Below are 22,971 nucleotides of genomic sequence, written 5' to 3'. Positions count from 1 at the left end.
CCCTTATTGCCACGGCGTGCGATCAAGTTCGCTCAGGTGCCTGCTCAGCTCGGTGCGCACTTCACGAATCTGGCGCTCGTCCTGCGAGTCGAGCGCGATCTGGAATTGCTTGGCCCAATGGCCAATCTGATCGCGCAGGTCGCCCAGGCTTTCCTGGTAGAGCCGTTCGAGACGGGCACTGAGCAGCGTGTTGACCTGTTGCTCGCGCGGATGAATCTTGAGCTGAGCGAGGTTCTGCAAGCGTTGCTGAATCTCTTCAGGCGTGAGCACGCCGGGGTTGTTTTCGATGACCAGCGAATGCTGTTGCCCGGTCAGCGGAATATTCACCTGGGCCTCCAGCAGGCCGTTGTTGTCATAGGTGAAACGCACATCGAGGGACACTTCGCCGGCCTTGCGTTTCGGCACCTTGATCGCCAGTTCGCCAAGCGCGACGTTGTCTTTGACCAGACGGCTTTCGCCCTGGAAAATCCGCACAACCACCTGCTCCTGATTGTCCTGCAAGGTGTACACGGTCTTGACCCGGCTGACCGGGACGATGCTGTTGCGCTCGATGATCGGCAGGTAGTGTCCGGCCTCATAATTGCGCCCGACCTGAGTCGAGGTCTCGATGCCCAGGGTGTAGGAGCAGACGTCGGTCAGCACCACTTCTTCAAGTGCGGCCGAGCGGGCCTTGAGTGCTGCCTGAATGGCTGCGCCTTGCGCCACCACTTGATCCGGATCGAGGGTGATCGACGGAAAACGGCCGAACAACCCGGCGGCAAGTTTGCGCACCAGCGGCATCCGGGTAGTACCGCCGACCAGCAGAATCTCATCGAGGTCGCTGACCCGGATGCGTGCGTCGCGCAGAGCCCGTTCGATCGGCGCGCGCAGGCGCTCGAGCAGTGGCATGTAAAGCGTCGCCAATTCTTGCTGGGTGATGGTGTGGGTCCAGTGGCGGTCACCCAGTTGCAGCCGGAATTCGGCGCTGCTGTCCTGACCCAGAGCCTTGCGCACACGCTCAGCCTCGCGGCGCAGGGGCTGGATAACGCTGTTGCGGTCAGGGAAGTCGGCGACCGAGCGGTGCTGGTCGATAAAGTGTTCCAGCAGTACGCTGTCGAAGTCTTCACCACCGAGGAAATTGTCGCCGGCGCTGGCGCGGACCTCCATCACCCCTTCGAACAACTCCAGAATCGACACGTCGAACGTGCCGCCCCCGAGGTCGAACACCAGGAACGAGGTTTCCTTGTCGCGTTGGTGCAGCCCATAAGCGAGGGCGGCGGCAGTCGGTTCGTTGATCAGCTTCTCGACTTTCAGCCCGGCCAGTTCGCCGGCGATCCGTGTGGCTTTGCGCTGGGCGTCGCTGAAGTAGGCCGGGACGCTAATCACCGCTTCAGTGACGGTTTCGCCATAAGCCCGTTCGACGTCTTCTTTCAGACTTTTGAGCACCAGTGCCGACAATTCTTCCGGACGAAACGCTTTGTCTGCCAGATAGACTTCTGTGGCGCTGCCCATGTGACGCTTGAACAGCGACGCCGTCAGGCGCGGATGGGTGTGCAGACGTTCGCGCGCAGCCTGGCCGACCAGAATCCGTCCCTGATCATCCAGCCCCACCACGCTCGGTGTCAGGAACTGACCGAGGGCATTGGGCACCAATTCGGAGGATTCGCCACGCCAGACGGCGACGAGGCTGTTGGTGGTTCCCAGGTCAATCCCTACGATCATTGCAACAACTCCCTTGGCGCTTGGCAAAAAAATGAAACATATTTTCGGCGCGCAAGGATATTACCGAGGCGGTGATGCGGTAAAGGACGATGATGGCGCTGAGCCATTATTTGCGACAGAAAGCCATGTCGGCCTCGACGCAGCGCTGTCAGGAAGGGAAAGGCGGGGCGTCGGCCGATTGACCGCGCCCCGCACTGACTCAAGGAATGACCGGCGGCGTATACGCCAATGTCGTGCCCAGCACCCACAGCAGGAACAGCACCAGCGGCGTGTGCACCAGCAATTGCACGAACGAAAAGCCGATCAGGTCGCGCGCCTTCAGGCCGAGCACGCCCAGCAGCGGCAACATGTAGAACGGGTTGATCAGGTTCGGCAAGGCTTCGGCGGCGTTGTAGATCTGTACCGCCCAGCCGAGGTGGTATTGGAGATCGTTGGCGACTTGCATCACGTACGGCGCTTCGATGATCCACTTGCCGCCGCCGGACGGGATGAAGAAGCCGAGAATCGCCGAGTACACGCCCATCAGCAACGCGTAGGTGTCGTGGGAGGCGATGCTGACGAAGAAGCTCGAGATGTGATGCGCCAAGGTCTGTGCGTCGGCGCCTTTGACCGTGGTCAGCAGCGCGGCGATCGAGCCGTACAGCGGGAACTGGATCAGCACGCCAGTGGTGGTCGGCACCGCCCGGGCCACCGCATCGAGGAAGCTGCGTGGCCGCCAGTGCAGCAGGGCGCCGAGCATGATGAACAGGAAGTTATAGGTATTGAGCCCGGAAATCGCGGTGATCGCCGGTTTGCTCGAAAACTCGTGGAACAGCCAGCCGGCCGCCAGCAGCACCAGCAGAATGATCAGCAGCGGACTGTGCTCCAGCCATTCGCCGGGCCGGGTGCGCGGTTGCAGCGGTGGCAGGTTGAACGCCGGGTCGATGCCACAATCCTTGGCATCGCGCGCAGAGTTCGGGCCGGGTGCGGTGGCGTAGGCGACGATGATCGAAATCACGATCAGCGCCAGCAGCATGGCGCCGGACTGCCAGAGGAAGATGGTTTGGGTGAACGGAATCACCCCGGTGATCGACAGGATCGCCGGCGGCAGGCTGGCCGGGTTGGCCTGCAACTGCGCCGCCGATGAGGACAGGCCCAGCGCCCAGACCGCGCCCAGGCCCAGATACGCCGCCGCACCGGCCGCGCGGTAATCCATTTTCAGATCGGTGCGGCGGGCGAGGGCGCGCACCAGCAAACCGCCGAACACCAGCGACAGGCCCCAGTTCAGCAGCGAGGCGACCATCGAGATCAGCGCGACCCAGGCCACGGCAGAGCGGCCGTTTTTCGGGATGCGCGCCAGTTTGTCGATCAGCTTGACCGCCGGGGGCGAACTGGCGACGACGTAGCCGCCAATCACCACGAAGGCCATTTGCATGGTGAACGGGATCAGGCTCCAGAACCCGTCGCCAAAGGCCATCGCGGCATCGGTGGGTTTGGCGCCCATGGCCAAAGTGGCCAGCGCGACAATGATCACCGCCAGTGCGGCGAACACCCAGGAGTCGGGGAACCAGCGTTCGGCAAAGCTTGAACAGCGCAAGGCAAAGCGCGCGGAGCGGCTATCTTCGATATCAACGGCCACAGGGAGTACCTCGATTTTTATGGTTATTTTCAGGTCTGCAGCACGCTGAGTGCTTTGGGTGGGAGCGGGCTTGCTCGCGAATGCGGTGTGTCAGTCGACACTGATTTGGCTGGCACAGCGCATTCGCGAGCAAGCCCGCTCCCACAGGTTTTCACTGGACTGTGGCTGCAGACAAGCCTCAACAGTAAATCAACCGCCGCTATTTTGTGAGCAGGTTTTGCCCATCCGGGACTATGGTCTAACGGGTTGTCCCCAGGCAGATTTGCGTAGACCATGGGCGCCTTGGTTTTTTGCCTGCCAGAGTTCTTTGCCATGACTGCCCAATCCACAGCGCGACCGGCGCCGTTCAGCCGTTCCGACTACAAGACCCTCGGCCTTGCGGCCCTCGGCGGGGCGCTGGAGATCTACGATTTCATCATTTTCGTGTTCTTCGCCCTGACCCTCAGCCAATTGTTCTTCCCGCCGGAAATGCCCGAGTGGCTGCGCCTGCTGCAAAGCTTCGGGATCTTCGTCACCGGTTATCTGGCGCGCCCGCTGGGCGGTATTCTGATGGCGCATTTCGCCGATCGCCTGGGCCGGAAAAAGGTTTTCAGTCTGAGCATCCTGATGATGGCGCTGCCGTGCCTGCTGATCGGGATCATGCCGACTTATGCCCAGATCGGTTATTTCGCACCGCTGCTGTTGCTGGCGCTGCGCATCCTGCAAGGCGCGGCGGTCGGCGGCGAAGTGCCGAGCGCCTGGGTGTTCGTCGCCGAGCACGCGCCTGCCGGGCATCGCGGTTACGCGCTGGGCTTTTTGCAGGCCGGGCTGACCTTCGGTTACTTGATCGGCGCGCTGACCGCGACGTTCCTCGCGCAGGTGTTTACCCCGGCAGAAATCCTCGATTACGCCTGGCGTTATCCGTTCCTGCTCGGCGGTGTGTTCGGTGTGATCGGCGTGTACCTGCGCCGCTGGTTGAGCGAAACCCCGGTGTTCATGGCCATGGAAGCCCAGCGTGAAGCGCGGGTCGAACTGCCGCTGCGCACGGTGCTGCGCGAGCATCGTCTGGCAATGTTGCCAGCGATGCTGCTGACCTGCGTGCTGACGTCGGCGGTGGTGGTGTTCGTGGTCATCACCCCGACCATGATGCAGAAAACCTTCGGCATGAGCGCCAGTCACACCTTTGCCCTGAGCGCGTTGGGCATTGTCTTCCTCAACATCGGCTGTGTGATTGCCGGGTTGCTGGTCGATCGCATCGGTGCCTGGCGCACGGTCATGCTGTATAGCCTGCTGCTGCCATTGGGCGTTGGCGTGCTTTACAGCTGCTTGATCACGGGCGGCAACTGGGTGGGCCTGGCATACGCCATCGCCGGTCTGGCCTGCGGTGTGGTCGGCGCGGTGCCGTCGGTGATGGTCGGATTGTTTCCGGCGCGGATTCGCGTGTCGGGCATCTCCTTCACCTACAACATTGCCTACGCCGCGTGGGCGAGCATCACCCCGCTGTTGCTGATCGGTCTGATGCCGTGGAGCCCATGGATCTGCGTGATGTTCTGTGCGGTGATGGGTGCTGTCGGCATTGTCAGTGCAGCGTATTTCGGTTCGCGCATGAGCGCTGTCGGACGCCAATCCGTGGCGCCCTGTTCCTGACGAGTGTCAGGTCAGCCAGTGCCACCACAGCAACGTCCCGACCAGTCCCACCACCGAGACAATGGTTTGCAGGATCGACCAGACCCAGATCGTCTGTTTGAGCTGCAAGCCAAAGTACTCGCGAACCATCCAGAAGCCGGCGTCGTTCACGTGGCAGAAGAACACTGAGCCGGCGCCAATCGCCAGCGCCACCAACGAGCTCTGCGTCGCGGCGAGTCCGGCCATCATCGGCGCCAGAATCCCCGCCGTCGTCGTGGTCGCGACTGTCGCCGAACCCGTAGCCTGACGCAGTGCCACGGCAATCAGCCAGGCCAGCAACAGGTACGGCATGTGCGCACCTTCGGCGACTTTGCTGATGGTCTGGCTGACGCCGGCATCCAGCAAGGTTTGCTTCAAGCCGCCGCCGGCACCAATCGTCAGCAGCAACACGGCAATCGGCGCCAGGCTTTTGCGCAGCGTGCCGCCGACTTGCTCGCGCGGCATGCCGTTGGCCCAACCAAGGCAGATCACTGCCGCCATCACCGCAATGCCCAGCGCCACCAACGGTTCGCCGAGGAACTTCAGGGTCAGGGCGACGCTGCTTTCCGGACTCATCGCGACTTTCGCCAGGGTGCTGCCGAGCATCAGCAGCACCGGCAACAGAATGATCAGCAGCGACATGCCGAAACTCGGCTGGCGCGGCGCTTTCGGTGGGGCGCTGAACAGTGCGCCGAGCTCTGCCGGTTCATCGACGTGCATGCGTTTCGACAGCCAATTGCCGTAGATCGGCCCCGCTAGAATCACCGCCGGAATCGCGATGCTGAAGCCCAGCAACATGGTCAGCCCAAGGTCCGCATGCAACGCGCTGACCGCGATCAGCGGCCCGGGGTGCGGCGGCATCAAGGCATGCAGGGTGGTCATCCCGGCCAGGGCCGGAATCGCGATTTTCAACAGTGGCTGACCCGAACGACGGGCCATGACAAAGATGATCGGTACCATCATCACCAGGCCCACTTCAAAGAACAGCGGCAGGCCAATCACCATCGCCACCAGCGCCATGACCCACGGCAGGGACTTGCCTTTACCCAGGCCGAGCAAGGTTGAAGCGATGCGGTCGGCCGCGCCGGACTCGGCCATCAGTGCGCCGAGCATCGAGCCCAGGGCAATGATGATCCCGGCCTCACCGAGAATCGCCCCCGCGCCTTTGCTGAACGCCTTGGCCACGTCTTCCGGGGGCAAACCGGCGCCGACACCGGCAATAAAGGTGCCGATCAGGATCGAGAGAAAGGGCGGAAGTTTAGTGGCGCTGATCAGCACAATGATGGTGGCAATCGCCAGCAGGCAGCAAAGAATCAGGCGCGTGTCGTGAACCATCCAGGCAGCGGTCGATAAATCCAAAACGGGACTCCTTATCGGGCATTTACCGGCAACATGTTGTTGCAATTTGCCCTGAGAATACCTGAAGTGGCCGGGCCAGAGCGGCCGCTTTTGTAACCGTGTTGCGGGGTGACGGTTTAGACCAATGGCCTATTGAGATTATTTTTGACTGACCAGTCTCAATAGCTCTTCAGAAAAGTTTTCCAAGGCCGATGGTTAGGCTGCATCCCGCTTTCTACCCTGCCTATCGGTACTTTCCCATGTTCAACAAACGCCTCAAGCAAGAGCTGGCCACTCTTCGTGAAGAACTCTCCAGCCTGCTGCAGGTGAAGGAAAGCCTGGAAAGCGAGATGCTGGTGCTGACCCTGGAGGCCGATGGGCGGATCCAGTCGGTCAACCAGAACTTCCTGACCGAGATGCTCTACAAGAGCCAGGACCTGGTGGGGCGTGCCATTGAAGACATCGTCCCGGCGCATGTGAAGTCCGACGAATTCCATCATCGCTTCAAGGCCGCACTGACGCGGGGCGAGCATTTCGCCGGGGCCGTGCGCCTCTCGCGCGGCAATGGCGAAGAGGCGTGGCTGCGCTCCATCGTGCAACCGGTGCGTTCCTCGGACGGGCGGATCAAGCATTTCTCGATTTTCTCCAGCGATCTGACCCGCACCATCGAAGCCTCCCGCGAACACGAAAACCTGATCGGTGCGCTGGTGCGTTCGACGGCAGTGATCGAGTTCGACCTCAATGGCAACGTGTTGAATGCCAACGAGCGCTTTCTGCATGGCATGGGTTACAGCCTGGCGCAGATCAAAGGCAAACATCACCGGATGTTCTGCACACCCGAGGAGTACAACAGCGCCGAGTACCAGAATTTCTGGCGTCGCCTGAACAACGGTGAGTTTGTCGCCGAACGCTTCAAGCGGGTCGACAGCCATGGTCGTACGGTGTGGCTGGAGGCGTCCTACAACCCGGTGGTCGATGCCAACAACAAACTGTACAAAGTGGTGAAATTCGCCACGGTGATCACCGATCAGGTCAACCGCGAACAGGCGGTTGCCGACGCGGCGAGCATTGCCTACAGCACTTCGCAGCAAACCGACAACACCGCGCAACGGGGCACCACGGTGGTCACCGAGGCGGTGAATGTGATGCGCGATCTGTCGCGCCACATGCAGGCGGCCGGCGAGGGCATCGAGGCGCTGAACGAGCAGTCGCAGGTGATCGGCACCATCGTCAAAACCATCAGCGGCATTGCCGAGCAAACCAACCTGCTGGCGCTCAACGCCGCCATTGAGGCGGCTCGCGCTGGTGAACAGGGCCGAGGCTTTGCGGTGGTGGCCGACGAAGTGCGGCAACTGGCCTCGCGCACCAGTCAGGCGACCGAAGAGATCGTCACCGTGGTGCGACAGAACCAGGAGATGGCGCGCAATGCTGTGGCGTTGATGACCGACGGCAAGCTGCAGGCCGAGCAAGGCCTGGCGCTGGCGGCGGAGGCGGGCACGGTGATCGTCGAGATTCAGGACGGCGCGCAGAAAGTGGTGGATGCGGTCGGCCAGTTTGCCAATCAACTGTCTAACTAACCTCCATTGATCCCATGTGGGAGCGAGCTTGCTCGCGAATGCGGTGTGTCATTCAACATTGATGTAACTGACCTATCGCCTTCGCGAGCAAGCTCGCTCCCACAGGTTTTTCATCCGCCTTCTTTCTGTGGTCTGGCGCTACAATCTGTTCCTTTTCCCCGGAGCAGATCCCCATGAGTGCTTCCCACCGCCGCCCGGTGCCCTTGAACAAAGCCTATCGTCTGCTCAATCACGGGCCGACCGTGCTGGTCAGCGCCGCCCATGACGGCCAGCGCAACATCATGGCCGCCGCTTGGGCGATGCCGCTGGATTTCGAACCGCCGAAAGTCGCCGTCGTCCTCGACAAGTCCACCTGGACGCGCCAGTTGCTCGAAGCGTCCGGCACGTTTGTGCTCAACGTGCCGTGCGTCAATCAGGCTGACATCGTGCAAACCGTCGGCAATACCTCGGGGCTGGAGATCCAGCAGAATCAGGGGCAGGACAAGTTTCAGGCTTATGGCCTGCAAACCTTCGCCGGTGAAACCGTCGAGGCGCCTCTGCTCGAAGGCTGCGTGGCCTGGCTCGAATGCCGCTTGCTGCCAGAACCGCGCAACCACGAGCAGTACGACCTGTTCCTCGCCGAAGTCATCGCCGCCCAGGCCGATGAGCGGGTGTTCAGCGACGGGCGCTGGCATTTCGACGGGCATGATGGCTTGCGCACGCTGCACCACGTGGCCGGCGGGCATTTCCTGACGATTGGCGATGCGGTGGACGGTAAAACCCTGCCGCTGTGACCTGCATCTGATGGAAAACGCGCGCCGGATGTAGCAAGGTGTGGGGCATTGTCGAACCAATCAGGCGCTCGCCCCATGGACCTTTCGCTTTCCAGCTATCTCGCCCCGTTGCTGTCGCTGGCGCTGTTGTGGACGGTCGCGGTGGTCACCCCCGGCCCGAACTTCTTCAACATCGCCCAACTGGCGGTCAGCCGTTCCCGACGCCATGGCATGGTCGCGGCGCTGGGCGTCGCCAGCGGCACCGTGTTGTGGGGCCTGGCCGGCGGTTTGGGGATTCAGACCTTGTTCAGCGCGGCGCCAACCCTGTACCTGAGCTTCAAGATCGCCGGTGGCTGCTACCTGATCTACCTCGGCCTCAAGCAGTTCAAACGCAAAGCGCCGATTGCCGCCGGTACGCTGGATGAGTCGCAACAGACCCTGCTGGGCGCCTACGGGCGGGGCTTTCTGGGCAACATGACCAACCCCAAGTCGGCACTGTTCGTCGCCACCATCTTCGCCACCGCAATGCCGGCCCACGTCCCGCCGCTACTGCTGACACTGGCCGTGCTGACCATGGCCACGCTGTCGTTCAGCTGGTATTGCAGCGTCGCGCTGTTCTTCGCCAGCCGCCGGATCGCGAGTGTTTACGAGCGTTCACGGCAATGGCTGGATCGCTTGGCCGGTGGTTGTTATCTGCTGTTTGGGGCGCATCTGGTGGCTAATCGCTGAGCCGTAGTTCTTGGATGGGAAAACTGTTTGGCCTCGTAAGCTTCGATAAGGCTGATCATGCTGTCAAAGTGATCACCTTCAGGAGTACCCGGCACTGGCTCGTTGTCGAAAAGTGCAGACATGTCTTTGAGCGCCGCACGATAGTCTTCTTCGTTATGAATTGGGCGTGCGTTCATGGATTACTTCACTTCAAAGGGGGGGGGGCTGCCTCTAGGGCAATAAGGCACGCCAGGTCTATTCTGGACAACGCCAGGAATTAAGAATCCGATGCCTGCCCGGCATCGGATTTTTTATGCATTGCGATAACTACGCGACCGGCTGAACGTTATTCAGCGCCTGATTCACCGCCAGCTCACTGAGCATGACGATTTGCGCAATACCCAGCGCGGTCTTGCGGTGCGAGGTGTCCAGTACGGCGGCAAAGTTGTTTAGCATCTCGGTGACCGAGCCTAGTGTTTCACTGGCATTGGCCAATAGGGATTCGGTGTCATACACCGGGTTGGCAAGGTACATCGGTTCGTAACTGCGCGTGGACGCCATGATGTGGGCGGCCGGTTTGAGGTAATGATCAAGAGCGCGGTCGGCAGCTTCGTGGAGCTTTTTGCTGTCGATGGAGGCGTAAGGAGAGGTTGGGTCGATATCTGTTTCGGGGGGATTGGGTGTTGGCTTTTTCATGGTGCTCTCCGATCAGGATTGGAGCTGACCCATTCGGTTTCCGAACGAAAGGGTGGCAGCTGTACGCAGGTTGGAAACCCGGGGAACGGAGAACCCGGTTGACCCGAAGGTCTCCCGCGCACAGCCGCCATAACGGAGTGCACACATTGAAGTGCGCAAGGATACGTTATGAAAGGAGCTTGTGCGCTCGGTTCTACTCGGGGTTTCCAATCCCGGCCGCTGAATTGGCAGCGACGTTCACAGGCTAGAGAGCTGACGTCCGACGGACAACCTGAAAACCTTGTGGGACGGTTCTGCGTTTGCTTGGCCGCTATTAAACATCCCGATTTGAAATACGCAGTGTGTTGCGTAAAAGGCTTGCCTTGCGGCAGGCCTTTTACGCAACCCTTGTCGCCTCAATCCCCCAACGCTTCCCCTTCACGCCGCGGATCGGCACCACCGGCCAGCGAGGCTTTCCCTTGCGCATCCTTGACCCGCACGATCGCCTGGGTGCCGCTGGTCATGTCGATTTCGTTGACTGTGTGGCCCTTGTCCTTCAACGCCTGAATCAACGCCGGGCTGAACTGGCCTTGTTCCAGTTCGGTCGGGCCGTTGCGGCTGCCGAAGTTGGGCAGGCTGATGGCGCTTTGCGGGTCGAGGTTCCAGTCGAGCAGGCCGACGGTGGTCTTGGCCACGTATTCGATGATCTGCGAACCGCCCGGCGAGCCGACGCTGGCGAGGAATTCGCCGCTGTGGCGATCAAAGATCAGCGTCGGGGCCATCGACGAGCGAGGGCGTTTGCCGGGTTCGACGCGGTTGGCGACTTTCTGCCCGTGCTCTTCGGGGATGAACGAGAAATCGGTCATCTGGTTGTTCAGCAAAAAGCCCTGCACCATCAGGTGCGAGCCGAACGCCGCTTCGATGGTGGTGGTCATCGACACCGCGCCACCGAGGTCATCCACGGCGACGACTTGCGAGGTGGAAATGCGCAGTGGCGAGCGATCCGGCGCGTAGGCCACTTGCACGCCCGGCGGGGTGCCCGGTTGGGCGCTGCCCATGCTGCGTTCGCCGATCAGGCTGGCGCGGCTGGCCAGATAACCCGGGTCGACCAGACCTTTGACCGGCACCGGAACGAAATCGGTGTCGGCGACGTATTGCGCACGGTCGGCGTAGGCCAGGCGTTCGGCTTCGGCGATCAGATGCACGGCTTGGGGATCGGGTTCGATACCGGCCGGTTTGTTGGTTTTCACGGGTTTGAGTGGCGTCAGTGACAGGCGCGGGTCGCGGCTTTCCAGTGCCTGCAAGGTGCCGAGAATCTGCGCCACGGCGATCCCGCCCGATGACGGCGGCGGCATGCCGCAGACCTGCCAGCGTTTGTAGTCGGTGCACAGCGGTGCGCGTTCCTTGGCCTGATAGCGCTGAAGATCATTCAGCGACAGGCTCCCGGGATTGGCGTGGCCCTGCACCTTGGCGACGATCTCCTCGGCAATCGGGCCTTTGTACAGCGCGTCCGGGCCTTCGTTGGCGATGCGCTTGAGCACGGCGGCCAATGCCGGATTCTGCAGACGGGTGCCGATGGCTTTGACGCTGCCGTCGCGGTTGAGGAAGTAGGCGGCCATGTCCGGTGATTTACGGATCACCGGGTCGGATTCCAGCAGCGAATGCAGGCGCGGCGAAATCGCGAAACCCTGCTCGGCGAGTTTGATCGCCGGCTCAAACAGCGTGGCCCACGGCAGGCGACCGTGTTGCTTGTGTGCCATTTCCAGCGCACGCAGCACGCCCGGAGTGCCCACCGACCGACCGCCGATCTGCGCCTGCGGGAATGGCATCGGTTTGCCGTCGGCCTGCAGGAACAGCTTCTCGGTGGCACCCGCCGGGGCGGTTTCGCGTCCGTCGTAGGTGCGCACCTGTTTGCCGTCCCACAACACGATCATCGCACCGCCACCGATCCCGGAGGATTGCGGTTCTACCAGAGTCAGCACCGCCTGCATGGCGATCGCCGCGTCTATGGCCGAGCCGCCCTTGCGCAGCATCTCGCGCCCGGCCTCGGCGGCCAGCGGATTGGCGGCAGCAGCCATGTGTTTGCTGGCATGACGGGTCTGCAGATCGGTGCGATAACCGGACGCAGCTTCCGGTGCCAGCGGCAAGGTCGAGGAGGGCGGGGCGTTGCACGCGGTGAGGGTCAGGGCGCTGATGATCAGCGTCAGGGCAGGCAGGCGAAAACGGCTCAGGGGCAGGGCTGGAAACACGTGGGGCTCTCCGTCCGTGGGATGAAAGGTCTGACGGACTTTATCGACCGGTCGGTCGCGACGCAAACCGGTGGGCATTTTTGTCTTTCTTTTCGGGGCGGATGTTCGCTAGGGTCAACCGCAATTGATCGGACGCATACGATCCCTTGTAGGAGTGAGCCTGCTCGCGATAGCGTCATCACATTCAACATCATTGCTGACTGAGCCACCGCTATCGCGAGCAGGCTCACTCCTACACAGGTCAAGCCATAAAAATCACAAGAGGCCGATATGCACAGCGAGTTTCCAACCGAGTCCAGTTACCGCCAACAACGCGAAGCGTTTCTGGCGGCCGCAACAGCTGCCGGCGCAATCCTGACTTCATATGCCCATCCGCGTTGCGGACCGTTTGGCGAACCGCTGAGCACCGATGTCGCGGTGCTCGGAGACCCGCAAGCCAAACGCCGGCTGGTCGCACTCAGCGGCACCCATGGGGTCGAGGGCTATTACGGTTCGGAATGTCAGATTGACTGGCTGCAGGCTTTCGTTCCCGGCTCGCTGCCCAAGGATGTCGCAGTGGTGATGATCCACCTGATCAACCCATGGGGCACCGCCTGGCTGCGCCGGGTCAACGAAGACAACATCGACCTCAACCGCAATCATCTGGATTTCGCCGCCCCGTTGCCGGACAACCGCGCCTACGCCACGCTGCACGAGATCTACGCCTGCACCGATTTGCACGGCCCCGAGCGTCAGCGTGCCGACGCTTTGCTCGACGCACAGATTGCCGAACACGGCTGGCCGGCGGTGATGTCGATTGTCGAGGGCGGTCAGCACAGCCATCCCGATGGACTGTTCTATGGCGGCCGCGCGCCGAGCTGGTCGAATCGCACGCTGCACCAGATCATCGACGCGCATCTGGCGGGCGCGGAAACCGTGATGTGTTTCGACCTGCACACCGGCGCCGGCGAGTACGGCCATCCCATGTTGCTGACCATCACCGAAGCGCCTTACCCGGCACTGACCCAGGCGCAATCGATCTACGGCCCGTGGCTGTACACCTTGCACACCAGTGCCGAAACGCTGAGCGAAACCGGTGTCGCAGCGACGGCTACCGGCTACACCTCACAGGCATTGCTCGATGCGTTGCCGGGCGTGCAACTGATGCCATTCGTGATCGAGTGCGGAACGTATCCGGGGCCGCAGGTGCATCGTTACTTGCGTGATGACCATTGGCTGCATCTGCATGGCGATCCGCTGGATGCGACGGGGCGGGCGATCAAGTTGAAACTGCTGGAACAGTTCTATCCGGCTGATCCTGACTGGCGGGCGATGGTCGGGTTACGCACTCGGCAGATCTGGGCGAGGGGGTTGATGGCCTTGTCGGCAGAGCAGCCTGAATAGGTCAGGTTTGGCATTGTGGTGAGGGGAGAAATCCCCTCACCACAGATGATGTTTCTTCGAGGCATAAAAAAACGGCCTACCTTTCGGTAAGCCGTTTTTAGTACTTGGTGGCTACACAGGGACTTGAACCCCGGACCCCAGCATTATGAATGCTATGCTCTAACCAACTGAGCTATGTAGCCAAGTGGCGCGCATTATTCCCCTGAAATGGAAAAGCGTCAAGCGTAAATTTAAAATTTTTTTCTACGCTTTCAACCGTTTATCAAAATCATTGGCCGAGCAGCGGTGAAGGACAGCGTTCGAACCAGCGGCTGGCCTGTTCATACGCGTGCGCCAATTGCAGAACCGCGAAGTCCGCCTGATGCCGGCCGATGATCTGCAGGCCCATCGGTAAACCATTTGAATTGAATCCCGCCTGAACGTTGGCGACCGGGCAACCCGACAGCGTGCCGGGGATGACCACCTCCATCCAGCGGTGATACGTGTCCATGCTCACGCCTTCGATAGACGTCGGCCACGGCTGGGTTTTATCGAACGGGAAGACCTGGGCACTGGGCAGCAGCAGGTAATCGTAGCGTTCGAACAAGCGCGAAATCGCCCGATACCAATCGCTGCGCACCGCGGATGCGGCGAACACTTCGCTGGCCGAGAGCTTCAAGCCGTTTTCCACCTCCCAAATCGCTTCCGGTTTCAACAACGCACGTTTTTGCAGATCGGCATACGTCGCGCCCAAAGACCCCGAGACCATCCAGTGTCGTAGCGTCCGCCAACTGCTCCACAGCCGCTCAGGCGCGAAACCCGGCTCAACCGACTCAACCTGACAACCGATGCTTTCAAAGTCGGCAAAGGTCTTCTCACACAGCGACAGCACACCTCTCTCCATCGGCAGATAGCCATTGAAGTCCCCCAGCCACCCCAACCGAGTGCCTTTGAAGTCGCGCTCCAGCGGTGCGGCAAATGCCTCCCCGGATTCGCTGATCGACAGCGGCGCCCGCGCATCGCCCCCGGCCTGTACCGAAAGCAACAACGCTGCATCGCGAACGCTGCGCGCCATCGGTCCTTCATAACCGAGTTGATCAAAAAACAGATCAGCACTGTCATCAAACGGCACACGCCCCTGCGACGGACGAAAACCAAAGATGTTGTTGAACGCCGCCGGATTGCGCAGCGAGCCCATCATGTCGCTGCCATCCGCAACCGGCACCAGATGCATCGCCAGTGCGGCCGCCGCGCCGCCGCTACTGCCTCCAGCGGTTTTGCTCGGATCAAAAGCACAGCCAGTCGCACCAAACAACGGGTTATAGCTCTGCGAACCGAGGCCGAATTCCGGGGTGTTGGTCTTGCCGATGATGATCGCGCCGGCCGCTTTGATCCGCTCGACCATGATGCCGTCGCGCTCGGGGATAAAGTCCTTGAACAGCGGCGAACCCAGCGTGGTGCGGATGCCCTGGGTCAGCGACAGATCCTTGATCGCGTGGGGCAGGCCGTGCATCCAGCCACGGTATTCACCGCGCGCCAGTTCGGCATCGCGCGCATCGGCCTGAGCCAGCAGAACATCGGGCGACTGCAGGCTGATCAGCGCGTTGACCATCGGATTGAAGCGTTCGATATGGGCAAGATAAGTCTGCATCACTTCGCGGCAGGACACCTGGCGCAGGCGGATGAGGTCGGCTAGGGCGTGGGCCTGCAGCAGGACCAGTTCGCTGATGTTATTGGAGTTCATGACAACGGCGCCTTTCAGACGGCTGGAGAAACGCCCCGGCTGCATGCCGGGGCGGCAGGGATCAACGCATCAGGTTGGTCCAGAGACGGTCGGCGAGGCGGATCGCGCCTTCACCGCAGGTCTTGCTGAACACCACGTTGGTGCCCTCGGGAATGTGCAATTCCGGCGCATCCTTGAGCGCCGCATCGAGGAACGGTTCGACGCCTTTGATCGGGCTCTGGTGCTTGAGGAAGTTCTGCGTCATCGCCGAATTTTCCGGCTGGCTGAGGAACGCGATGAAGGCCTTGGCATTCGCCGGATTCTTGCTGCCGGTGGGGATGACCATGTTGTCGACCCAGGCCAGCACGCCTTCTTTCGGGTACAGGTATTTCAGGCTCGGTTTCATCTCGCGGGCGCGCATCGACGAGCCGCCCCAGAACATCGACATGTCGATTTCACCCGAGGCAAGGTTTTCGCGGATCGAACCGGCCTTGGAGCTGTAGGTCTTCACGAACGGCTTCTGCGCCTTGAGCAGCGTGAGGATCTGCTGCATCTGTTTCGGGTCTTCGCTGCACAGCGGAATGTTCAGATACAGGCTGGCCATGTCGACCATGTCGCTGACCGAATCGAACATGTTGATCCGCCCCTGCAACTCGGCTGGCGGCTCGTACAAAACTTTGTAGCTATCGGCCGGCCCTTGGTAGCGCGCACTGTCGAGGACCACGCTGGTGGTGCCCCAGATGAACGGCACCGAATACGCGCCTTCAGGGTCCCAGCTCGGTTTTTTCAGGTTATCCACAACGCTGGCGTAGTACGGTTCCTTGACCGGATCGAAACGCTCGAGCAGGTTTTCCTTGATCAGAATCGGGATGAACTGGTGCGACGGAATCGCCACGTCATAGCCAGCGCCGCCCTGTTTCAGCTTGGCCAGCAGGGTCTCGTTGGAGTCGTAGGAGTCGACCGTGACTTCGATGCCCGTCTGCTTCTGGAACTTGGCGAGAATCTCCGGCGAGAAGTACCCGCTCCAGCTCACCACGTTGAGTTTTTCCGCGGCCTGAACGCTGCCGGTCATCACCAGCGGCACTGTCAGGAACAACCCGGTGCCGACGCTTTTCATCCACTTGCTCATGTTATTTCCCCACGGTTCGTAGAAGGTTCAGGCGGGCTTTTTGCCCAGCAGGTAAGAGAGGCTGACGAACAGCACCGAGACGCCGAGGATCAGGGTCGAGACGGCGTTGACGTCGGGTGTCACGCCCATGCGCAACAGACCGAAGATGAAGATCGGCAGGGTGGTGGTGCCGGCCTGGGAGACCATCATCGAGATCACGAAGTTATCCAGCGAGACGATGAAGGCCAGCATCAGCCCGGAGAAAATCCCCGGCATCAGCAGCGGCAACGTCACTTTGCGAAAGGTGCGCCACGGGCCGGCGTAGAGGTCGGCGGAGGCTTGCTCCAGCGACAGGTCCATGTCGTTGAGGCGAGCGCGGATCGGCAGGTAGGCGAACGGAATGCAGAACACCGTATGGGCGATGATCAGGTTGCCGTAACCCAGTGACAGGCCGATGGTCGAGAACAGCGCGAGCGTCGCCACACCGACGACGATTTCCGGCAACACCAGCGGCAGCATGATTGCGCCCATCGACAGTTGCAGGCCCTTGAACCTGGCACCGCGCGAAGTACCGAGGGCGGCGAGGGTGGCAATCGCGGTGGCGATCATGCTTGCGCAGACCGCGATCAACAGACTGTTGCCGGCGGCCTGGCGCAGGGCCTGATTGGCGAACGCGGCGCGGTACCAGTCGAGGCTGAACCCGGTCCACACCGTCGCCGACTGGTTGGCGTTGAACGAGAACACCACCAGCACCACGATCGGCGCATACAGGTACAGATAGAACAGGAAACTGAAGCCGCCGAAGCCGGGGAAGTCCTGCACGCCCAGCCCTTTGCGTTTGAATAATCCGAGCATCACGCACCTCCCTTGGCGATGCGCTGGCGCTCGGCGCGCAGGGCATACACGGTCAGCACCAGCATCACGGCGGCCATCAGCACCAGCGACAGTGCGGCGCCGAACGGCCAGTTACGGGCATCGCTGAACTGCCGGAAAATCAGATTGCCGAGCATCATCCGCGTGCCGCCGCCGAGCAATTCCGGAGCGATCATTGCGCCCAGGCAGGGCACGAAGGTGAGGATGGCGCCAGCGAGAATCCCCGGTTTGGCAATCGGCAGCACCACTTTGCGCAAGGTGCGCACGCGGCCGGCATACAGATCCTGCGCCGCTTCGAGCAGGCTAATATCCATCTTTTCCAGCGTCGCGTAGATCGGCAACACCACGAACGGCGCGTAGGTATAAACCAGCCCCAGCAGCACCGCGCCATCGGTGTACAACAACTGCAACGGCTCATGGATGACGCCCATGCCCATCAGGCTGTTGTTGATCACTCCGGTGTTACGCAGCAGCAGAATCCACGCGTAAGTGCGAATCAGCAGGTTGGCCCAGAACGGCACGGTGATCAGAAAGATCAGCAAGCCACGCCGGTGCGCCGGTTGCATCGCCAGCCACACCGCAACCGGGAAACCGATCAGCAGGGTGATGATCGTGGTCAGCCCGGCGATGCCGATCGAGCGCAGGGCAATGATCAGATAGGAGTCGGCGAACGCGAGGCTGTCGTCCATCTGGCGTTCGAACAGCAACGAGGTGTAAGCATCAGTACTGAAGACTTTATTGACCCCGCCGTAGGGGTTGGCTTCCATCAGCGAATAGCCGATGACGATCAGGATCGGCACCACCAGAAACAAGCCGATGGCGAGCAGCGCCGGGCTCACTCCGAGGAAGCTCTGGAAAGCCTTGCGGCGTTCCAGCGTGTTGGCAATCGGTAAGGCGTGCATGGCAACTCCTCGGGCTCAATCGTGCAGGACGCAGGCGCTTCCCCGGTCGAACAACAGACCGGCCTGACTGCCGACGGCAAAGCGCAGGCTCTGATCGACGCAGTTGGGCGTGCGCACGGTGAGGCGCGAACCGTCGCTGAGGCTGACCTGATATTGCAGATCGGTGCCAAGGTAGATCTGCGCTTCGATCCGGCCCGGCAAGGCGTTTTCCATGTCGGCTGCGACCAGATGCAGGCGTTCCGGACGCACCGACAACGTCACGCTGGCGCCGACCGCCACATCGCTGCACGCTTGCGCCGGCAACGGATGCCCGGCCGGCCCGGCGAACCAGGCCATGCCGTCTTCGACTTGCGTGACCGTGCCCTCGATGAAATTGGTTTCGCCAATGAAGTCGGCGACGAAGCGATTGCGCGGGCGTTCGTAAATGTCTTGCGGGCGGCCGACCTGCTGCACTTCGCCTTCGGACAACACGGCGATGCGGTCGGACATGGTCAGCGCTTCTTCCTGGTCGTGGGTGACGAAGATGAAAGTGATGCCGGTCTTGGCCTGAATCGATTTCAGCTCTTCGCGCATGGCCTGGCGCAGCTTCAGATCGAGCGCGGACAGTGGCTCATCGAGCAGCAGCACCTTGGGGTGTGGCGCCAGTGCGCGGGCGAGGGCGACACGCTGTTGCTGACCGCCGGACAGCTGCGCCGGTTTGCGCTGGGCGAAGCGCTCCATCTGCACCAGCGCGAGCATCTCGCGCACGCGCTCGGCGATCTGCGTCTTGCTCAGGACTTTGCCCATCGGCTGCGATTCGAGGCCGAAGGCCAGGTTTTCGGCGATGGTCATGTGCGGGAACAGTGCGTAATGCTGGAACACTGTGTTGACCGGCCGCTGGAACGGCGGGCGATCAGCGATGTTTTCGCCGTACAGCAGGATCTCGCCTTCGGTAGGAAACTCGAAGCCGGCGATCATCCGCAGCAGGGTGGTTTTGCCGCAGCCGGAAGGGCCGAGCAGGGTGAAGAATTCGTTGTCGCGGATGTCCAGGTCGATGTTTTTCAACGCCACCGGACCGGTGTTCGGATCACCGTAAACCTTGCGCACCGAGCGGATCGACACCGCCAGCGTTTGCAGCGAATGCAGGGCATTCATGCGTTACCTCCGATTCCCCCATCGCCTGCGATGGCGCTGTGAATCAGCGACGTCGTCGGGCCATGGATATTATTTTTCTGGGCAGGATCGAGATTGCGTTCGGGGTGAAACCAGCTGTTTTTTTGTTCTGCTGTGGCTCGATTATCAGCGAGGGCTTGCGCGGGGCGAAACTTCAATTTAAACATGGCAGGTGTTAGTTAATTTAACAGCCAAAGGTGCCAGGAATCATGCCCGACCACCGTTTGCCGCCACTCAACGCGGTGCGTGCTTTTGATGCCGCCGCGCGCCTGGGCAGCTACGTCGAAGCCTCGAAAGCCCTGCATGTGACCCAGCCAGCGATTGGTCGGCACGTGAAGTTGCTGGAGGAGTGGCTGGGCATTCAGTTGTTCGAGCGCACTTCGCGCGGGGTCAACCTGACAGCGGCGGGGGAGAAGTACCACCGCAAGATCGCCGCCGCCCTGCAGTTGATCATCGAGGCCGGCAAGGAAGCGCAGCCCAAAGAGGCCGAGCGCTGGTTGCGGATCATGGTGGTGCCGGGGTTCGCCAAGCGCTGGTTGATGCCGCGCATCGAAGCGATGCGCCATTTGCGTCCGGGTTTGAAGTTCGCCATCGAGCCGAATTCGACCTTCACCGAAGTCGATGGCAAAAGCGCCGATCTGGGCATTGTTTATGGCCTCGACGGGCAATACGCCGACTCCCGTGAAGCGTTGATCTGCCCGCGCGTGTTTCCGATCTGCACCCCGCACTATCTCGCCAGCATCGGACCTGTGACCAGCCCGGCCGATCTGGTTCGTCACGAGCTGATCCACGTCGATGATGGCGAATGGTGGAACCTGTGGTTCGCCGCGCACGACCTGGATATTCACCTCAATTCGGACATGCTCTACGTCAACAACGATCACGCGCTGTCGGTGGCCGAAAGCGGGCAGGGCATAGCCCTGGCCAACGAAGTGCTGGTTCGCGAGGAACTCAAATCCGGCAAACTGGTGCGCGCGGTGGACGCCCAGGTGAAGCTGGAAAGCTATCGGGTCCTCACGCCGTCCGCCGAACTGTCGGCGGATGCGGCGTGGTTTATTCAGTGGCTGAAGACCGAGCTGGAAGCGGACTTCCCCGAGGCGCGGATCAGCTGAGGCGGAAGCGTGCGGTGTTGTCGCTCAGGGCCTTGCTGCCCTGGCTCAGGGTGTCCGCCGCCAGGTTCACTGCACGGGCGCCTTCCAGCAGACGCACTGCGGCCTGATCGACCTGCTGGATATTGCCGCTGACTTCATCGGCGGTGCTTGCCTGTTCTTCGACGGCGGTGGCGATCTGCGCCAGGGTGTCCGTGACGCTCTGCACCGCGCTGGCAATTTCGCCGAGACGTTCACCAAGACCGGTCACGGCTTCGGCATCCGATTGCGCCTGGCCGCAGGCGGCTTCCATCAGACTCACCGCTTCGTTGACCGTGGCACGCAGGCTATCGACCGTGCCGGCAATCTGCGCGGTCGATGACTGAGTGCGTTGCGACAGGCTGCGTACCTCATCGGCGACCACGGCAAACCCGCGCCCCTGTTCGCCGGCGCGTGCCGCTTCAATCGCGGCGTTGAGCGCCAACAGGTTGGTCTGCTCGGCGACGCCACGAATGGTATCGACCACCAGTTGAATCTGCTGACCTTGCTCGCTGACTCGACCGAGTGCCGCTGCGGTGTCGTTGAGGCGTTGGTTGAGTTGCTGAATGCTCGCCGTGGTGCGCTGGCTGTCGCGGCTGCTGTCGGCGGCGATGCGCCGAGTGTGCTGAGCGCTGCCGGAAGCCTGTTCGCAACTCTGCGCCACCCCTTGCGAAGTGGCGGCCAGTTGCGTGGCGGCGGCGGCAATCTGGCTGATCTGCAACTGCTGCGCCTCGACTTCGCTGAGCGCGCCGCTGGAGTGATCGTTGAGGCTGCGCACCGCGTGGCTCAGTTGCGAGGTCTCGTGATCGACCCCGAGCATGCTGGCGCGCAGTTGCACCACGGCAACGTTGAGCGCGGTGCTGATCGCCGCCAGCTCATCGCGGCCCACCACCGGCACTTGCAAGCTCAGGTTGCCGTCACGCAGGGCCTCGGCCAGCAGAGTAATGCCACTGGCGCTGCGGCGGATCGAAGCCTGCAGGCAGACGAACAGGTACAGCGCCGCCAGCAGCAGGCAACCGAAGATCGCCGCGACCACGATGAACTGGCGAATCGCCGAAGCGTGGTAGGCGTCCAGACGCTGATCCAGCGACAGCAGTGATTGCTGGCGCAGCGACGCAAGATCGCCCAGCAGTGCATCGAGGCTGCGTTCGAAGTCTTCCGGTTTGAGGGTAATGCTGCCGCCGAACACGCCGTCATCCAGCACTTTCAGCCCAGCATCGAGACGCTTGAGACGGTCGTGGTACTGACCGGCCCAGGTTTGCAGATCGCTCGGCAGGCGCGCTTCGAGCAGGCTTGCCGTTTTGACAAGCTGCTCGCGGGCATCGCCGATGCGGCCGCGCAGGTCGCGCAACTGCAAGCGGCTTTGCAGAGTGAATTGTCCCGAGACCACCGAAGCCTGGCCGACCGCCGCCAGGCGACCCACGCGCTCGATCAGATCCGGTGCGTGCTGCGTGGAGATCTGCGTCAGCAGATAGGTTTCCAGCCATGGCGCCAGCGTCAGGCGGTTGTCCATGACAATCTGCTCGCGCAAGGCTTGCAGGGCGCTGAGGGCGTTGGTGAAACGCTCATAACCGTCCGGCCACCAGCCGACGCTGCTCAGGCTTTTCGAATCCAGACCGCCGAGCGCGGTTTGCAGGGCTTGATAGCGGGCGAGGGTTTCGCCTTCGGCACCTTCATTTTTCAGGGCGTCGCCCAGATCCGTGGTGGCTTGCAGAACAGAGGGCTGAACCTTGTCGAACGCAGCCATGGCGGCGAGAGTTGCCGGGGTTGGCTGGCGATTGGTTTCGGTGGCGCGCCAACGGGCGGCGCGGTCACGTTGGGCGGCGAGCAGGTTGTCCAGCGCATCGAGGCTGAGCAACTGGCGCACCCCGGCACGTTCGCCGGAAATCAGGTTGAGCTTGTCGCGATAGTCCTGGCCGATCATCAACAGGCTGCCGGCCAACGGCAGAATGAACAGCAGAAACAACAGCTGGAATTTACGTGCGAATCCAAACCGCCCCAGCAATTTGATCCCCGGTGACAAGAAAGCCTGCATGCCTCATGACTCCTCTGGACACCACGCACCAATGGCGTGCATCGCGGTCGTGCGACCTCGATGTCGTGCCCTGCTAAAAGGCCTCGAAAGTTCACTCTCGCCCGCTCTGTAGGCCGGCTCTGTAGCGAAACTTCCCATTCTCGGCTGCCTTTGTAAGGCGGCCGCGTTCGAGGAGAGAAGCAAGGCAAGATTCAGACCATGGCGTTGCGCTATCACCCTTTCCCCTGTAGGAGCTGCCGAAGGCTGCGATCTTTTGATTTTGTTTTAAGGGCAAGATCAAAAGATCGCAGCCTGCGGCAGCTCCTACAGGGGTTGATGAGTTATGGAGTTGGACGTTAGTTAGCTGGCTAAGGGGATGGCGCTGGCGCACCGAAAAATGGCACATTGGCGCACCTGCCTGCGTGCACCCATCTGCTGTACGGAAACT

17 protein-coding genes, 1 tRNA gene and 1 pseudogene are annotated in these 22,971 nt (G+C 61.6%); 6 read left to right on the top strand and 13 right to left on the bottom strand.

All coding sequences use genetic code 11. The annotated features are described in order from the left end of the window. Positions 1–3 precede the first annotated feature (3 nt). On the bottom strand, positions 4–1,701 hold the full coding sequence (locus V9L13_RS16030; RefSeq protein ID WP_338800001.1) for a molecular chaperone HscC: 1,698 nt from the start codon (positions 1,699–1,701) through the stop codon (positions 4–6). Positions 1,702–1,900: 199 nt separating this feature from the next. Next, positions 1,901–3,319, bottom strand: coding sequence for a TIGR00366 family protein (locus V9L13_RS16025; protein WP_338800000.1), 1,419 nt, complete (start codon positions 3,317–3,319; stop codon positions 1,901–1,903). Between the two features lie 312 nt (positions 3,320–3,631). Here V9L13_RS16025 and V9L13_RS16020 point away from each other — a divergent pair, with 312 nt between their 5' ends. After that, positions 3,632–4,945, top strand: a complete 1,314-nt coding sequence (locus V9L13_RS16020) for an MFS transporter (protein WP_338799999.1) — start codon at positions 3,632–3,634, stop codon at positions 4,943–4,945. A 6-nt stretch (positions 4,946–4,951) separates the two neighbouring features. Here the strand turns inward: V9L13_RS16020 and V9L13_RS16015 are convergent, their stop codons facing one another. Next, positions 4,952–6,322 (bottom strand): gluconate:H+ symporter, encoded by a 1,371-nt coding sequence (locus tag V9L13_RS16015; RefSeq protein ID WP_003228187.1) that lies wholly within the window; start codon positions 6,320–6,322, stop codon positions 4,952–4,954. A 239-nt stretch (positions 6,323–6,561) separates the two neighbouring features. On the opposite strand from V9L13_RS16015, the gene V9L13_RS16010 reads away from it, so the two are divergent. The 3 genes from V9L13_RS16010 (at position 6,562) to V9L13_RS16000 (ending at position 9,359) form a co-directional block, all read left to right on the top strand. Beyond that, a complete protein-coding gene (locus tag V9L13_RS16010; protein ID WP_003228186.1) occupies positions 6,562–7,878 on the top strand; it encodes a PAS domain-containing methyl-accepting chemotaxis protein in 1,317 nt (438 codons plus the stop codon). Between the two features lie 173 nt (positions 7,879–8,051). Next, a complete protein-coding gene (locus V9L13_RS16005; RefSeq protein WP_103521180.1) occupies positions 8,052–8,651 on the top strand; it encodes a flavin reductase family protein in 600 nt (199 codons plus the stop codon). Between the two features lie 75 nt (positions 8,652–8,726). Next, on the top strand, positions 8,727–9,359 hold the full coding sequence (locus V9L13_RS16000; RefSeq protein WP_262143313.1) for a LysE family transporter: 633 nt from the start codon (positions 8,727–8,729) through the stop codon (positions 9,357–9,359). 20 nt (positions 9,360–9,379) lie between these two features. Here the strand turns inward: V9L13_RS16000 and V9L13_RS15995 are convergent. The 3 genes and pseudogenes from V9L13_RS15995 to ggt form a co-directional block, all read right to left on the bottom strand. Then, positions 9,380–9,535 (bottom strand): annotated as a pseudogene (locus tag V9L13_RS15995) (transcriptional regulator); the annotation flags it as partial. Between the two features lie 130 nt (positions 9,536–9,665). Continuing rightward, positions 9,666–10,034 (bottom strand): hypothetical protein, encoded by a 369-nt coding sequence (locus tag V9L13_RS15990; RefSeq protein ID WP_338799998.1) that lies wholly within the window; start codon positions 10,032–10,034, stop codon positions 9,666–9,668. A gap of 395 nt (positions 10,035–10,429) precedes the next feature. Then, positions 10,430–12,262, bottom strand: a complete 1,833-nt coding sequence (gene ggt / locus V9L13_RS15985; protein WP_338802876.1) for a gamma-glutamyltransferase — start codon at positions 12,260–12,262, stop codon at positions 10,430–10,432. A 270-nt stretch (positions 12,263–12,532) separates the two neighbouring features. Here ggt and V9L13_RS15980 point away from each other — a divergent pair, with 270 nt between their 5' ends. After that, complete coding sequence (locus V9L13_RS15980; RefSeq protein ID WP_338799997.1) at positions 12,533–13,645, top strand: DUF2817 domain-containing protein; 1,113 nt, start codon at positions 12,533–12,535, stop codon at positions 13,643–13,645. A 105-nt stretch (positions 13,646–13,750) separates the two neighbouring features. Here the strand turns inward: V9L13_RS15980 and V9L13_RS15975 are convergent. The 6 genes from V9L13_RS15975 to V9L13_RS15950 all read right to left on the bottom strand — a co-directional run bounded on the left by V9L13_RS15975 (position 13,751) and on the right by V9L13_RS15950 (position 19,364). Then, positions 13,751–13,827, bottom strand: a tRNA-Met gene (locus V9L13_RS15975). An 86-nt stretch (positions 13,828–13,913) separates the two neighbouring features. Continuing rightward, the gene (locus V9L13_RS15970) at positions 13,914–15,368 is read right to left on the bottom strand and encodes an amidase (protein WP_338799996.1); all 1,455 of its coding nucleotides are present in this window, start codon (positions 15,366–15,368) and stop codon (positions 13,914–13,916) included. A gap of 61 nt (positions 15,369–15,429) precedes the next feature. After that, on the bottom strand, positions 15,430–16,476 hold the full coding sequence (locus V9L13_RS15965) for an extracellular solute-binding protein (protein ID WP_338799995.1): 1,047 nt from the start codon (positions 16,474–16,476) through the stop codon (positions 15,430–15,432). A 27-nt stretch (positions 16,477–16,503) separates the two neighbouring features. Continuing rightward, positions 16,504–17,310 carry an ABC transporter permease gene (locus V9L13_RS15960; RefSeq protein ID WP_003228176.1) on the bottom strand — a complete coding sequence of 269 codons (807 nt, stop codon included), beginning with the start codon at positions 17,308–17,310 and terminating at the stop codon, positions 16,504–16,506. After that, positions 17,310–18,230, bottom strand: a complete 921-nt coding sequence (locus V9L13_RS15955; RefSeq protein ID WP_338799994.1) for an ABC transporter permease — start codon at positions 18,228–18,230, stop codon at positions 17,310–17,312. The genes V9L13_RS15960 and V9L13_RS15955 overlap by 1 nt, the downstream gene beginning before the upstream one ends. Before the next feature lie 15 nt (positions 18,231–18,245). Continuing rightward, positions 18,246–19,364, bottom strand: coding sequence for an ABC transporter ATP-binding protein (locus V9L13_RS15950; protein ID WP_338799993.1), 1,119 nt, complete (start codon positions 19,362–19,364; stop codon positions 18,246–18,248). Between the two features lie 227 nt (positions 19,365–19,591). Here V9L13_RS15950 and V9L13_RS15945 point away from each other — a divergent pair, with 227 nt between their 5' ends. Continuing rightward, positions 19,592–20,494: a LysR substrate-binding domain-containing protein gene (locus tag V9L13_RS15945; protein WP_338799992.1), complete on the top strand. Its 903-nt coding sequence runs from the start codon at positions 19,592–19,594 to the stop codon at positions 20,492–20,494. Here the strand turns inward: V9L13_RS15945 and V9L13_RS15940 are convergent. Then, positions 20,487–22,544, bottom strand: coding sequence for a methyl-accepting chemotaxis protein (locus V9L13_RS15940; RefSeq protein WP_338799991.1), 2,058 nt, complete (start codon positions 22,542–22,544; stop codon positions 20,487–20,489). The genes V9L13_RS15945 and V9L13_RS15940 overlap by 8 nt on opposite strands. Between the last annotated feature and the right edge of the window lie 427 nt (positions 22,545–22,971).

Origin of the sequence: Pseudomonas sp. RSB 5.4 (assembly GCF_037126175.1) — a bacterium.
In the GTDB taxonomy this organism is placed as follows: domain Bacteria; phylum Pseudomonadota; class Gammaproteobacteria; order Pseudomonadales; family Pseudomonadaceae; genus Aquipseudomonas; species Aquipseudomonas fluorescens_H.
Note: the sequence above shows the minus strand (reverse complement) of the source record. Positions and strands in the feature narration are given on the sequence as shown.

Bases quoted from the DNA above. Each gene is read 5' to 3' on its own strand.
- V9L13_RS16030 (WP_338800001.1), bottom strand. From the start codon at position 1,701: ATGATCGTAGGGATTGACCTGGGAACCACCAACAGCCTCGTCGCCGTC.
- V9L13_RS16020 (WP_338799999.1), top strand. From the start codon at position 3,632: ATGACTGCCCAATCCACAGCGCGACCGGCGCCGTTCAGCCGTTCCGAC.
- V9L13_RS16010 (WP_003228186.1), top strand. From the start codon at position 6,562: ATGTTCAACAAACGCCTCAAGCAAGAGCTGGCCACTCTTCGTGAAGAA.
- V9L13_RS16005 (WP_103521180.1), top strand. From the start codon at position 8,052: ATGAGTGCTTCCCACCGCCGCCCGGTGCCCTTGAACAAAGCCTATCGT.
- V9L13_RS16000 (WP_262143313.1), top strand. From the start codon at position 8,727: ATGGACCTTTCGCTTTCCAGCTATCTCGCCCCGTTGCTGTCGCTGGCG.
- V9L13_RS15990 (WP_338799998.1), bottom strand. From the start codon at position 10,034: ATGAAAAAGCCAACACCCAATCCCCCCGAAACAGATATCGACCCAACC.
- V9L13_RS15980 (WP_338799997.1), top strand. From the start codon at position 12,533: ATGCACAGCGAGTTTCCAACCGAGTCCAGTTACCGCCAACAACGCGAA.
- V9L13_RS15970 (WP_338799996.1), bottom strand. From the start codon at position 15,368: ATGAACTCCAATAACATCAGCGAACTGGTCCTGCTGCAGGCCCACGCC.
- V9L13_RS15965 (WP_338799995.1), bottom strand. From the start codon at position 16,476: ATGAGCAAGTGGATGAAAAGCGTCGGCACCGGGTTGTTCCTGACAGTG.
- V9L13_RS15960 (WP_003228176.1), bottom strand. From the start codon at position 17,310: ATGCTCGGATTATTCAAACGCAAAGGGCTGGGCGTGCAGGACTTCCCC.
- V9L13_RS15955 (WP_338799994.1), bottom strand. From the start codon at position 18,230: ATGCACGCCTTACCGATTGCCAACACGCTGGAACGCCGCAAGGCTTTC.
- V9L13_RS15950 (WP_338799993.1), bottom strand. From the start codon at position 19,364: ATGAATGCCCTGCATTCGCTGCAAACGCTGGCGGTGTCGATCCGCTCG.
- V9L13_RS15945 (WP_338799992.1), top strand. From the start codon at position 19,592: ATGCCCGACCACCGTTTGCCGCCACTCAACGCGGTGCGTGCTTTTGAT.
- V9L13_RS15940 (WP_338799991.1), bottom strand. From the start codon at position 22,544: ATGCAGGCTTTCTTGTCACCGGGGATCAAATTGCTGGGGCGGTTTGGA.